Genomic DNA, 15,420 nt, shown 5'->3' with positions numbered 1-15,420 from the left:
TCAACCACAGCAACGGCGGTGGTGGTTGCCCCTACCTAAGCTCATCGAAGATTAATTGCAGCAATGCAACATGCCCAAAAATGGAAGCCATACCCTCGGCGCCTTGCTTCAGGTGCCCCCAGCCTCTGCGCTGAGGGGGAACAGGGAAACCGGTGCGTGCTGCGCTTGATCACTCAGGTCAATAGCCGCAAGACAATTAACCCCTCCTCCCTGAAAAGCTGATGCGAGCTGCGTAGAGAGCATGCTGGGGTAGCAGGATCGCCGCCCCGGATGCTCGTCCCTCGGTTCCGGCCGCGATAAACAATCATGTCCAAACGACGCACTTTTCAACCCGCAGCTTGTCCAATTCGTTGCAAAACCGTGTTTACCATTTCGTTCAATGCGAGGGTATATTCATGGCTCTTATCACAGGAACAGAAGCAAACGACGTCCTATTAGGCACCCCGGGAGATGACCAAATATTCGGCCTGGGTGGCGCCGACACGCTCATCGGTGGCGCGGGTAACGACACGATGGCCGGCGGCGCCGGCAACGATACCTATGAAGTCACCGAGTCCGGGGATGTGGTGCTCGAAGGCGCCGGCGAAGGCACGGACACGGTGTCGACCTCGCTCGCGAGCTACACGCTGGGTGCCAATGTCGAAAACCTGAACTTCGACGGTAGCGGCAACTTCACCGGCATCGGCAACGCGCTCGACAACACGATCGTGGGCGGCGCCGGCGACGATACGCTCATCGGCGGCGCGGGAGCCGATACGATGGTTGGCGGCGCGGGCGACGATACCTATGAAGTCACCGACCTTGGGGACGTGGTGGTCGAGCTTGCCGACGAAGGCACGGACAGGGTGCGGACCTCGCTCGCGAGCTACATGCTGGGTGCCAATGTCGAAAACCTGAACTTCAGCGGTAGCGGCAACTTCACCGGCACCGGCAACGCGCTCGACAACACGATCGTCGGGGGGGCAGGCAACGACACGCTCATCGGCGGCGCTGGGGCCGATACGATGGTCGGTGGCGCGGGCAACGATACCTATGAAGTCACCGACCTTGGGGACGTGGTGTTCGAGCTTGCCGGCGAAGGCACGGACACGGTGTGGACCTCGCTCGCGAGCTACACCCTGGGTGCTAATGTCGAAAACCTGTTCTTCGGCGGCATCGGCAACTTCACCGGCGCCGGCAACGAGCTCGACAACACGATTGGCGGCGGCGCCGGCAACGACACTCTCATCGGCGGCGCCGGCAACGACACGCTCATCGGCGGCACCGGCAACGACACGCTCATCGGCGGCACCGGCAACGACACGCTCATCGGCGGCGCCGGTAACGACACGCTCATCGGCGGCGCCGGGGCCGACACCATGGCGGGTGGCGCGGGCAACGATACCTATGAAGTCACCGACCTTGGGGATGTGGTGATCGAGCTTGCCGGCGAAGGTACGGACACGGTGCGGACCTCGCTCACGAGCTACACGCTGGGTGCCAATGTCGAAAACCTGAACTTCGACGGTAGCGGCAACTTCACCGGCATCGGCAACGCGCTCGACAACACGATCGTGGGCGGCGCCGGCGACGACACGCTCATCGGCGGCGCGGGAGCCGATACTATGGTTGGCGGCGCGGGCAACGATACCTATGAAGTCACCGACCTTGGGGACGTGGTGGTCGAGCTTGCCGACGAAGGCACGGACACGGTGTGGACCTCACTCGCGAGCTACACCCTGGGTGACGATGTCGAGAACCTGTTCTTCGGCGGTAGCGGCAACTTCACCGGCATCGGCAGCGCGCTCGACAACACGATCGTGGGCGGCGCCGGCGACGACAACCTCCAGGGGCTGCGTGGTAACGATGTGCTCATCGGCGGTGCCGGGGCCGATACGATGGCGGGTGGCGAGGGCAACGATACTTATGAAGTCACCGACCTTGGGGACGTGGTGGTCGAGCTTGCCGACGAAGGCACGGACACGGTGCGGACCTCGCTCGCGAGCTACACGTTGGTTGCCAATGTCGAGAACTTGATATTCAGTGGTAGCGGCAACTTCACGGGCATTGGTAACGCGCTCGACAACACCATTGTAGGCGGCGCCGGCGACGACACGCTCATCGGCGGCGCGGGTAACGACATCATGGCCGGCGGTGCCGGTAACGATACCTATGAAGTCACCGACCTTGGGGACGTGGTGGTCGAAGGCACAGGAGCAGGCACGGACACGGTCTGGACCTCGCTGGCGAGCTACGCGCTGAGTGCCAATGTCGAAAACCTGTTCTTCGGCGGTAGCGGCAACTTCACCGGCACCGGCAACGCGCTCGACAACACGATCGTGGGCGGCGCCGGCGACGACACGCTCATCGGCGGTGCGGGTAACGACATCATGGCCGGCGGTGCCGGTAACGATACCTATGAAGTCACCGACCTTGGGGACGTGGTGGTCGAAGCCGCAGGAGCCGGCACGGATACGGTGCGGACCTCGCTCGCGACTTACACCCTGGGTGCCAATGTCGAAAACCTGCTCTTCGTCGGTAGTGGCAACTTCGTGGGCATCGGCAACGCGCTGGCCAACACGATCGTGGGCGGCGCGGGCAACGACACGCTCATTGGTGGCGCGGGAGCCGACATCATGGCCGGCGGTGCCGGTAACGATACCTATGAAGTCACCGACCTTGGGGACGTTGTGGCCGAGCTTGCCGGCGAAGGCACGGACACGGTATGGACCTCGCTCGCGAGCTACACGCTGGGTGCCAATGTCGAAAACCTGTTCTTCGGCGGTAGCGGCAACTTCACTGGCATCGGCAACGCGCTCGACAACACGATTGTGGGCGGCGCCGGCGACGACACGCTCATCGGCGGTTCGGGTGCCGACACCATGGCTGGCGGCGCCGGTAATGACACCTATGAAGTTACTGATCTAGGGGACGTAGTCAGTGAAGGTGCCGGAGCCGGCACGGACTCGGTGTGGACCTCGCTGGCGAGTTACACGCTGAGTGCCAACGTCGAGAACCTGTTCTTCGGTGGTAGCGGCAACTTCGTGGGTACCGGTAACGCGCTCAATAACGTGATCGCAGGGGGGGCTGGCAACGACACACTCATTGGTGGGAACGGCGATGACGTGCTGATTGGAGGTCTTGGCGACGATACCTTCATGTTCGCCGCTGGCTTTGGCAACGACCTGATCATGGACTTCGACCCCAACCCGGTCGGTGGCCAGGATCTGCTGAATATCGCGGCACTGGGTGTTACCGCTGCGAATTTCGCAGCCAACGTAAGCATCGCCGATGTCGGAGCGGACACCTTGGTGTCCGTCGGCGGCGGCTCCATCCGCTTGGTAGGTATCAACGATGCGACCACCATTACCCAAGCAGACTTTATCCTGGCGGTATGAGGAAACCGTTACACGAAGTAAGACATAAACTGATGCGGTGTGGAGCTTGGCTTCGCACCGCATTTTTAGTTCAGCCGATATTTCAGGGGCGGAGAAGATATTGCTAACGGCTTCTATGGGATGACTCCCTGTAAACCAGATCACGTTACTCAAAGCTCAGAACAACTCGACCCACGACGGTACAGTGCAAGTCGACAGACAAACGCGCTTCATAAACAGGGCTAGCAACAGCAGAAGCAGTAACAGGCTAAGACATACGGCGACAGGGCCCAGCATTCATTTAGATGGCTGCATCTTCTGCAGTCCAGCTCCCGGAGTACACCAAATCGTATGTGTACAGCAGGCAGGCCTCCAGCAGGTTGCCCCCGCTGCTGGGCATAGCTCGGAGCAAGCGCTTCGATGCTGTCTCGCTTCAAGGGCGAGCCCATTCCCAATCGGTGTGCGGCAACCTGCCCATTCTCGTCACCCCAGACCCCCTGGCTACAGAGGCGACGTTAGCCCTCGGTATCACATGACCGTTCACTTGCCCCATCTGATGATTTCTCCCCCCTGAGCAGCTTGTCGGGCAAATAACTCATTCTCAATGTTCGGCCCGTTGCACAACCGGCTCCGGGTTGGTGTTGCGCTTGTGGCGTCAAAAAAACAACTTTTTGAAATTGATTGGTTGTTGGGTAGACATAGACCGCTTTGAGCTACCCGTACAACAGTATCCGGCAGGCTGTAGTTGCCTCTGAGCCCTTGGCCAAGATGGGGTGGAGTAGTTGGGGCTTGCTGCGGTGCGCGGGGTCCAGCCACTAGACGGAGCAGTCACAAGCGGCTAACGGCGCCGAGAGTGGGTTGATGGCTTGCAGATTTCGCTTCTGATTTGCTCCGCATGCTTGTCGGGCAACCTCTCCTCGGATTATCCACGCGCCAGAGCACGAGCGAGTCGTGCTGTCCTTGGTGTGCGACCGGTATCTGGCGGTTAGGAATAAGGCTGCTGCTCAGGCCTTCAAGCTTGAGCCGCAGCCTGGAAAATAGATGGTGGACCGCGCTTTAAAGCTGGGCTGGTTTGATAATGCACAGCGCTTGTCACGGTTGTATATTATAAAAAATCCATTAAAAACAATTAAATAACTATTCTGTTGGTTTTTATATTATTCGGTGTCGAATCCTTGACAACTCCTCGGAGTGGAACTTTTATAGAGAGTGTGAAAGGAGCGTTAAAAAGCTGTGAAGGGAGCGTGATTGATTTAACGGATGCGTGACGAAGGTGAGAGGCGCCGTCATCCGTTTCTGCTAATGCACAACCCAGGAGTAACACCGTGGACAGAGCCAAGCTCGCCTGCATGATGGCGGTATGCCTCAAGTTCGTTTTATCGGCCCACCTGCGTGGCCCCCCCGCCTGCGATAAAGCTCTGCCTTAGCGGCTAGAGCACCCAGGGACATCGTCCTCGATAGCTGACCACTGAAGACCGCGAGTCATTGAGCGTGGTGTGGCTGAGGGCATCGCCCGGAAAACTGAGTTTTCAGTCTCTTCGCAAGAATGCGGAGTGGATTTCTTGCAGCCTGGATTTAGACCGGTTGCAGTCAGCATTGAGGAAGCAACCATGGCCAACTTCATTAAATCCGACCTCGAGTTCATCCTTCAGCAAATCCTGATTTCTGAAGCCCATGCTGCAGGCACCCCCCTTATCGATTTGCTGCCCAATACCGAAGTTGGGTTTGGGCTACGTACGGTCGATGGCTCGTTCAATAACCTGATCGATGGGCGTACGGATTTTGGTGCCGCTGACACGCTGTTTCCTCGCTTGCTCACCCCAGTATTCAATGCTGCGGAGGGGGGCACCTCCTATACCCAGACCAGCGGCCTGGTGTTCGATTCGCAGCCGCGCATCATCAGCAACCTGATCGTCGATCAGACCGCCAATAACCCGGCGGCAGTGGCCGCTGCGGCCGGTAATGACGGCGCCACCGTTGTGGTGAGCCCTGGGCTGGATGGCGTTTTTGGCAATGCCGACGATCAGGATGTTTTCCTGATTCCGAACATTGCCCCGGACGAGGGGCTTTCGGCGCCGTTCAACCAGTGGATGACCTTTTTTGGCCAGTTCTTCGATCATGGTCTCGACCTGGTCACCAAGGGCGGCAATGGCACCGTGTTCATGCAGCTGCAGCCGGATGACCCACTCTTCGTGCCGGGCAGCCCGACCAACTTCATGGTGCTCACCCGGGCCACTCAGGTGGCGGGGCCTGGCGCGGATGGGATTCTCGGCACGGCCGACGATACCGTTGAGCATGAAAACACCACCTCGCCGTTCGTCGATCAGAACCAGACCTATGGTTCGCACTCCTCGCAGCAGGTGTTCCTGCGCGCCTATGCGGTCAACGCAGACGGCAAGCCGGTCGCGACCGGCAAGTTGATCACCAACCGTGACCTCGGCGCCGATGGTGAGTTCGGCACGGGCGACGATATGGAAATCGGCGGCATGGCCACCTGGAAGGTGGTCAAGGCCCAGGCGCGCGACATCCTCGGCATCAATCTCACCGATGCCCAGTTCGACAACGTGCCGCTGCTGGCTACCGATCAGTACGGCAACTTCATCAAGGGCCCCAACGGCTATCCGCAGGTGGTAATGGCGGGCAACGTCTTGGTCGAAGGCGACCCCTCCGCTAATGGCGGGCTGGGCATCAGCCTGGACAACGCGATAGGCACCAATCACCAATTCCTCATCGACATCGCCCACAACGCTGTACCGGTGGGTCAGAACGGCAACATGCTTACACCTGATGCAGACACCGTTGCCGGCGGGGCAGTCGGTGCAGGCTTCTACGACAACGAACTGCTCGACGCGCACTACATCGCCGGCGATGGCCGGGTGAACGAGAACATCGGCCTGACCACGGTTCACCACATTTTTCACTCCGAGCACAATCGCCTGGTTGAGCAAACCAAGAGCGTGATTCTCGACTCAGGTGATCTGGCCTTCCTCAATCAATGGTTGTTGACGCCAGTCGCTGCAGTGCCCGCCAATCTCTCCACTCTGGAATGGAACGGTGAACGGCTGTTCCAGGCCGCGAAGCTCGGCACTGAGATGCAGTATCAGCACATCGTATTCGAGGAATTTGCGCGCACCATTCAACCAAATGTCGATGCCTTCATTGACTTCGATGACACCATCAATCCGTCGATCGTCGCCGAGTTCGCCCACACGGTTTACCGCTTCGGTCATTCGATGTTGCTCGAGACCATCGACCGTCTGGACCCGAACTTTGTCTCCAGCGAGATAGGCTTGATCGCCGCCTTTCTCAACCCGTTGGAGTTTGCCGCAAGCGGCCCCACTCCCGATGAGGCCGCTGGCGCCATCATCCGGGGTTTGACCCGTCAAGTCGCTAACGAAATCGACGAATTCGTCACCGAGGCCCTGCGCAATAACGTCTTGGGCCTACCGCTCGACCTCGCCGCGATCAACATCGCCCGTGGCCGCGATACTGGTGTGCCGTCCTTGAATGCGGCGCGTCGTGAGTTCTATGCCGGTACGGGTGACTCGCAACTGAAGCCCTACACCAGTTGGGGCGATTTCGTGCTGAACATCAAGCACCCGGAATCGCTGATCAACTTCATCGCCGCCTACGGCACCCACGGCAGCATCACTGCCGAAACCACACTGGACGGCAAACGTGCGGCGGCGTCGGCCATAGTGCTCGGCGGCGCAGGCGCGCCGGGCGACCGATTCGACTTCCTCAACAGCACCGGGGCCTGGGCCAGCGGCGCTAATGGTGTGACCACCACGGGTCTCGATGCGATCGACTTCTGGATCGGTGGCTTGGCCGAGGCGAAAATGCCGTTCGGCGGCATGCTCGGTTCGACCTTCAACTTCGTCTTCGAGACCCAGCTTGAGGCGCTGCAGAATGGCGACCGCTTCTACTACCTGCACCGTTTGGCTGGACTGAATTTCGTCCATGAGTTGGAGCAGAACTCCTTCGCCGAACTGGTGATGCGCAACACTGATGCCACCCACCTGCCAGGTCAGTTGTTCCTGACTCCTGGGTTGATTCTCGAGGTCGATCAAACCAAGCAGTTCAATGCTGGACTGGGTAGCGCCGATCCCGTCAGCGGCAATCCGCTGATGCCGTGGGTGATTCGCGATAATCCGGCGACCGTGGGCCCTGATGCCAATTACCTGCGCTACACCGGCGGAGAGCACGTGGTGCTCGGTGGTACCGCCGGCGACGACATCCTCATCGGCAGCATCGGCGATGACACCCTGTATGGCGACGCCGGCAACGACCGCCTGGAAGGTGGCCACGGTAACGATGAGATCCAGGGCGGCGCCGGCGACGACATCATCACCGACATGGGCGGTGACGATGTGATCAAGGGCGGCGACGGCAACGACGTGATCCACGCCGGCAATGGTATCAATCTGATCATCGGCGGCCGTGGTAACGACTTTATCGTCACCGGTGAGGACATCTCCGAGGTGATTGGCGGTGAAGGCAACGACTTCATCCTCGGCAGCAAGATGAACGTGCAGATGGCCGGTAACGAGGGTGACGACTGGATCGAAATCGGCAGCCAGGACGGCGCGCCCGGCGACAACTTCGACCCCTTCGGCAGCGACTCGGTGATCGGTCACGACGTCTTCCTCGGTGACGGCGGCTTCGATGAAATGATCGGCGAGGGCGGCGACGACATCATGGTCGGCAGTGCCGGTCCGGACAAGATGAAGGGTATGTCCGGCTTCGACTGGGCCACCTTCAAGGACAGCCGTTACGGCGTGAGCGTGGATTTCCTGGCCAACGCCTTTAACGAGACCCCGCTGTCGCCGTCGATAGCGGCTGTCACCACCAAGTTCGCCCAGATGGAGGGCTTGTCCGGTTCGGCCTTTGCCGACCAGCTACGCGGCGATCATGCAGACGCGGCGCAGATTGCTGCCGCTGGCGCCTATGGCAGCGTGCTGACCAACAATCACATTGACCTGATCACCGGCCTGCGGGCCTTCCTCGGCCAGGCGGCAGCCGGCCCGGACGGCATCCTGGGTAACGCCGACGATCAGTTCGGCAGCGGTAATATTATCCTCGGCGGCTCTGGCAGCGACATCATCGAGGGGCGTGGTGGCGACGACCTGATCGATGGTGACATGTGGCTGAACGTGCGCATCAGCGTGCGCGCCAACATAGACGGCAGCGGTCCCGAGATCGCCAGCTTCACCAGTATGAAACCCATGGTGCCGCTGATGCTCAATGGCACCTACAACCCCGGGCAACTGGTGATAGTGCGCGAGCTGATGACGGGCGCGGTGGGCTTCGACACCGCCATGTTCACCGGCAACTTCGCCGACTACCTCATTAGCGTCAACAACAATGGCACACCCGGCGATATCAACGACGACATCATCACCGTAACCGATACCTTCATCGGCGGTGATGGCGTCGACCGCCTCACCCATATCGAGCGTCTGCAGTTCAACGATATGGCCTATGTCAACGTCAATGGCGTGTTGGTACAGCAGACCCCAGGTTCTATCCTGGCCGGCAACACTGCCCCTGTGGGCCAGGTGAATATCATCGGTTCGGTGCAAGTGGGCCAGACTCTGGTCGCCTCGGTCGCCGCTGTGACCGACGGCGACAATGTCACGGGTACCAACCTGAGTGGCGCGGTCACCGGCCGGGTCAGCTACTACTGGCAGGTCGAACTGGTTCCAGGCGATGGGTTCTTCGAGGATATCCTGACCTTCGGTGGTCTGCCGGCCGTAGGGCAGAGCTTCAAGGTCACGCCAGACCTGGAGGGCCTGAATGTTCGTGTGCGGGCGGTCTACCAGGATGGCAACGGCGTGCTTGAGAGTGTCTTCTCGGCGCCGACTGCGGATGTCGCCGCGGGTGCGCCAGTGGTACCGCTGGCGCCGCTGCCGGCGGAATCCAGCACCAGCAGCCTGGGCATGCACCTGATTCGCTCGGACCTGCAGTTCATCCTTGACTCGATCAAGATCGCCGAGCGGCATGCCGCCGGTGAGGATCTGCTGTCCCTGCTGCCGCACGAGCGTTCACCGCTCGGACTGCGCACCGTCACCGGTGACCTCAACAACCTGCGCACCGATCAGAGCCACTTCGGCGCCGCCGATACGGTGTTCCCGCGGATGCTCGATCCGGTGTTCAATGAAGCTGATCCATTGAACGTCACAATGGGCGGAGATGGTGTTACACCCACTTCGTACAACCAAACCAGCGGTTTTGTTCAGGACGCACAGCCGCGCATCATCAGCAACCTGATCGTTGACCAGACCGCCAACAACCCGGCGGCTGTCGCGGCGGCTGCCGCTGCGCTGGCCCAGGGTTCCGCGACTGTGCTGAGCCCAGGCCTGGATGGGATATTCGGCACCGCCGACGATAAAGAGGTGTTCTTCCTGCCCAACGTGGCGCCGGACGAAGGCCTGTCCGCTCCGTTCAACCCCTGGATGACCTTCTTCGGCCAGTTCTTCGACCATGGCCTGGACCTGGTGACCAAGGGCGGCAGCGGCACGGTGTTTATCCCGCTGCAGCCGGACGACCCGCTGTTCAACCCGGCTCCGGGGGCGCCTAATTTTATGCTCCTGACCCGTGCCACCAATCAGCCGGGGCCGGATGGCGTGCTGGGCACTGCCGACGACATCCATGAGCAGAGCAACACCACCTCACCGTTCGTCGACCAGAACCAGACCTATGGCTCGCACGCCTCGCAGCAGGTATTCCTGCGCGCCTATGACGCCACCCCGAACGGTCCGGTGTCCAATGGACGCCTGATCACTAACCGGAACTTGGGTGATGGCATCTTCGGTAACGGAGACGACAGCGAGATTGGCGGCATGGCCACCTGGGCGGTGGTCAAGGCCCAGGCCCGTGACATTCTCGGCATCAACCTGACCGATGCCCAGGTGTTCGATGTGCCGCTGCTGGCCACCGATCAGTACGGCAATTTCATGAAAGGGCCAAACGGCTTCCCGATGGTTGTTATCCGTACTGGCAATGGCGCAGATGGCATCGCCGGTACCGCGGACGATACGACCATTTTGGTCGAGGGTAATCCGGCGGCACCGGTCGATCTGACCAATGCCGTGAGTACCGGTCATCAGTTTCTCATCGATATTGCTCACAACGCCGTACCGATCAACCAGCAGACCGGAGCAGCACTGACGGCTGATGCCGATGATGTGGCGGGCGGCCCAGTAGCGGCGGGCACCTACGATAACGAACTGCTCGACGCCCACTACATCGCCGGTGACGGCCGGGTCAACGAGAACATCGGCCTGACCGCGGTGCACCATATCTTCCACTCCGAGCACAATCGAATGGTCGCCCACACCAAGGATGTGGTGCTGGCGAGCAACGATGTGGCCTTCATCAACGAATGGCTGCTGACCCCGATCGCCTCGCTACCGGTTGGCCAAGCGGCGATCGACGCGCTGGTGTGGAACGGTGAGCGGTTGTTCCAGGTCGGCAAGTTCAGCACCGAAATGCAGTACCAGCACCTGGTGTTCGAGGAATTCGCGCGCACCATTCAGCCGCAGATCGACGTCTTCACCGGTCCTACCCAGGGCTATGACGCCGATATTGACGCCTCGATCGTCGCCGAGTTCGCGCATACCGTGTATCGCTTCGGTCACTCCATGCTGACCGAAACCATCGACCGCCTGGACCCGAACTTCGTCAGCAGCGAGATCGGCCTGATTGCCGCCTTCCTCAACCCGCTCGCGTTCGCCGACAGCGGCCCGAGTCCGGATGAGGCTGCTGGTGCCATAGCGCGCGGGCTAACCCGTCAGGTCGGTAACCAGATTGACGAGTTCGTCACCGAGGCGCTACGCAGCAATCTGGTTGGCTTGCCGCTGGACTTGGCCGCCATCAACATCGCCCGGGGGCGGGATACTGGCATCCCGTCGTTCAACGCGGCGCGTCGCGAGTTCTACAACATGACTGGCGACAGCCAGCTGAAGCCGTACACCAGCTGGGTCGATCTGCTGCAGAACCTCAGGCACCCAGAGTCGTTGATCAACTTCATCGCCGCCTACGGCACCCATGCCGAACTGCTGGCGGCCGACGTCAATACACTGGCTGAAATGCGTGCGGTGGCGACCGCACTGGTTTTGGGCGGCACGGCTGTAATCAATGCCGGCACGGTGGACGAGCGGACGTTCGATGCCGATGCCATAGCGGGAGATCGCCTGAGCTTCCTCAATAGCGTGGGCGCCTATGCCAATGTTGGCGGCGTTACCACCACCGGTGTCGATGCGATCGACTTCTGGATCGGCGGCCTGGCCGAAGCCATCATGCCGTTCGGCGGCATGCTCGGATCGACCTTCAACTTCGTCTTCGAGACCCAGATGGAGGCCCTGCAAAACGGCGATCGCTTCTACTATCTGGATCGTGTCGCTGGCTTGAATTTCGTCACCGAACTGGAGAACAACTCGTTCGCCAAGATGGTGATGAACAACACCAACGCTACCCACCTGCCGGGCCTGATCTTCCTGACTCCGGGGTTGATTCTCGAGGCAGATAAGACCAAGCAGTTCAATGCTGGGTTGGGCAATGACGATCCGCTTGGCGACGTGATGCGCGATAACCCCAACACCCTTGCAGTGGAGGCCAACTACCTGCATTACACCGGTGATGAGCACGTGGTGCTCGGTGGTACCGACGGCAATGACACCCTGATCGGCAGCATCGGCGACGACACCATCTGGGGCGACGCCGGCAACGACCGCCTCGAGGGCGGTGACGGCAACGACATGATTCGCGGCGGCGACGGCGACGACATCATCACCGACCGCGGCGGCGACGATAATATCCAGGGCGATGGCGGCAACGACGTCATTCACGGCGGTAACGGCATCAACCTGATCCTCGGCGGTTTCGGTCAGGACTTCATCATCAACGGTGAGGACAGCACCGAGACCTTTGGTGGGCCGGGCAACGACTTCATCCTCGGTAGCAACGGCGACGAGCAGAACGCTGGTAACGAGGGTGACGACTGGCTTGAAGGCGGGCACCTGGATGGCAGCCCAGGCGACAACTTCGACCCGCTCGGGCTGGATCTGGTGGTCGGTAACGACGTCTACATCGGCAGCGGTGGCCCGGACATCATGAATGCCGAAGGCGGCGATGACATCATGGTCGGCAGCGCTGGCCCTGGTGACAAGTACATCGGCGCCTCTGGCTTCGACTGGGCGACGTTCAAGGACGATTTGACCGGGGTGGAGATCGACCTAAATGTTCGCGCCGCCAACGCGGCACCAGGGCCGGTAGCGGCTGGTATCCTGGCGCGCTTCAAGGAAGTGGAAGGTCTGTCGGGCTCGAAGCACAGTGACATCCTGCGCGGCGACGATGCTGACGCAGCGGTGATCGCCACAGCCGGCGCTCAGGGTAGCGTGCTGACCAATATTGCCCTGATCAACGGCCTGCAGGCTCTGCTCGATAACGCCATTGGCGATGGCATTACCCCAGTCACCTCGTTCGGTGCCGGTAACATCATCCTCGGTGGCGATGGCAGTGACATCATCGAGGGCAGAGCCGGTGACGACATCATCGACGGCGACAAGTGGCTGAATGTGCGCATCAGCGTACGCGCCGGCGTCGACGCCAATGGTTTGCCGACTGGCCCTGAGATCGCCACCTTCGACAGCATGCGGCCTCTGGTTCCGCTGATGCTCAGCGGCTTCTATAACCCAGGACAACTGCAGATCGTCCGCGAAATCCTACCGGGGTCTGGCGGTTTCAACTTCGATACGGCCGCGTATTCCGGACTCATGGCGAATTACACCATCATCGATAGAGGTAATGGTAACTACACGGTTATCGATCTGGTCGGGACCGACGGGGTCGACCAACTCAGCGGTATCGAGCGCTTGCAGTTCAACGACCAGTCGGTCGTGTTGGTCGCCGGCTTGAACAACGAAGCCGTAGGTCTGGCATCAATCAACGACAACACCCCTGAAGTGGGCTCGCTGCTGAGCGCAGGGGTTGAAGGCGTAACCGATGCTGACAACCCTGGACTGGGTCGGGTAACTGGACCGGTCAGCTACTACTGGCAGGCTGATTTTACCGGGACAGGCTTGTTCGAAAACATCACAACTGAGACGGGTGTGGGTTTGGAGACGGCGGTTGGTAAAACCTTCCGCGTTACCTCTGACGTCGTTGGACTTCAACTGCGGGTCAAGGCCATCTACAAAGATGCTAACGGTGTTCTTGAAACCGTGTTCTCGGCAGTGACTGACCCGGTAGCAGCGGTATCCGTCAACGACGCACCGGTGGGGACCATGCTAATCAGCGATACCACGCCGAACGTGGGTCAACTGCTGACAGCGACCAGAGCCTTCACCGATCCAGACGGCCCGGCCAATCCGGTGCTGTCGTATCAGTGGCAAGCCAGGAGTGGTGCTGCGGCCTTCGCGAATATCGCTGGCGCGACTACCGCGACCTTCACCCCGACCCTGGCGCTGACCGGGCAGCAACTGCGCGTGGTGGTTACCTACACCGATGACCTTGGTACGCTGGAAACAGTGACCTCGGTGGCGACCTCGGTGGTGACTAATCTGATTGTCGGCACGGCAGGGAACGATGTGCTGAACGGTACGGCGTTCGCTGATGAGATCCAGGGGTTGGCTGGGAATGACGTGCTGAATGGGTTGGGGGGGGATGACGTTCTGGACGGTGGCGAGGGAGATGATGTACTCATTGGTGGTGCGGGAGCCGACATCATGATCGGCGGTGCAGGTAACGACGTCTATGAAGTCACTGAGCTTGGGGACGTTGTGGTCGAAGGGGTAGGGGGCGGCATAGATACAGTTTGGACCTCGCTGGCGAGTTACACGCTGAGTGCCAACGTCGAGAACCTGTTCTTCGGAGGTAGCGGCAACTTCACCGGTATTGGCAACGCCCTCAATAACACGATTGTGGGCGCTGCTGGTGACGACGTACTTATTGGTGGTGCGGGAGCCGACACCATGGTTGGCGGCGCCGGTAACGACGTCTATGAAGTCACCGACCTTGGCGATGTAGTTGTCGAAGGGGTAGGGGGCGGCATAGATACAGTTTGGACCTCGCTGGCGAGTTACACGCTGAGTGCCAACGTCGAGAACCTGTTCTTCGGAGGTAGCGGCAACTTCACCGGTATTGGCAACGCCCTCAATAACACGATTGTGGGCGCTGCTGGTGACGACGTACTTATTGGTGGTGCGGGAGCCGACACCATGGTTGGCGGCGCCGGTAACGACGTCTATGAAGTCACCGACCTTGGCGATGTGGTTGTCGAAGGGGTAGGGGGCGGCATAGACACGGTGTGGACCTCGCTGGCGAGTTACACGCTGAGTGCCAACGTCGAGAACCTGTTCTTCGGAGGTAGCGGCAACTTCACCGGCATTGGCAATGCCCTCAATAACACGATTGTGGGCGCTGCTGGTGACGACGTACTTATTGGTGGTGCGGGAGCCGACATCATGGTGGGTGGCGCCGGTAACGACGTCTATGAAGTCACCGACCTTGGCGATGTAGTTGTCGAAGGGGTAGGGGGCGGCATAGATACAGTTTGGACCTCGCTGGCGAGTTACACGCTGAGTGCCAACGTCGAGAACCTGTTCTTCGGCGGTAGCGGCAATTTCGCGGGCACTGGCAACGCGCTCGACAACGTAATCGTGGGCGGCGCCGGCAACGATACACTCACCGGAGGTGCAGGCAACGACGCGCTCAACGGTGGCCTCGGCAACGATAGCTTCGTGTACTCAACGCTGAACTTTGGTAACGACACGATCACGGGCTTCGATGCCGACCCGACCGGCGGGCAGGATCTACTTGATATTGCTGCGCTCGGAGTAACTGCGGCGAACTTCGCTGTCCATGTAACCATCGCAAATGCCGGTGCGGACACCTTAGTGACGTTCGGTGGCGGTTCCATAGTGCTGGTAGGTGTCGCCGATGCCACTGTCACCCAAGCAGACTTTATCCTGGCGGTATAAGGAGGCCGCCAACAAAGAGGCATAGACTAATACAGCATGGGGAGGCTCCTCGCCCCCCGTGCTTTTTTTTATTTGTGGGCTGC

2 protein-coding genes are annotated in these 15,420 nt (G+C 60.3%); both read left to right on the top strand.

Translation table 11 applies throughout. The features are described 5' to 3' along the window. Positions 1-338: 338 nt before the first annotated feature. Entirely contained in the window at positions 339-3,377 is a 3,039-nt protein-coding gene (locus VCJ09_RS13845) for a hypothetical protein (RefSeq protein ID WP_456107304.1), read from the top strand. 1,589 nt (positions 3,378-4,966) lie between these two features. Further along, entirely contained in the window at positions 4,967-15,337 is a 10,371-nt protein-coding gene (locus VCJ09_RS13840; RefSeq protein WP_324730757.1) for a peroxidase family protein, read from the top strand. Positions 15,338-15,420: the final 83 nt, after the last annotated feature.

The sequence above is a fragment of the Pseudomonas paeninsulae genome (assembly GCF_035621475.1).
Lineage (GTDB): Bacteria > Pseudomonadota > Gammaproteobacteria > Pseudomonadales > Pseudomonadaceae > Aquipseudomonas > Aquipseudomonas paeninsulae.
Note: the sequence above shows the minus strand (reverse complement) of the source record. Positions and strands in the feature narration are given on the sequence as shown.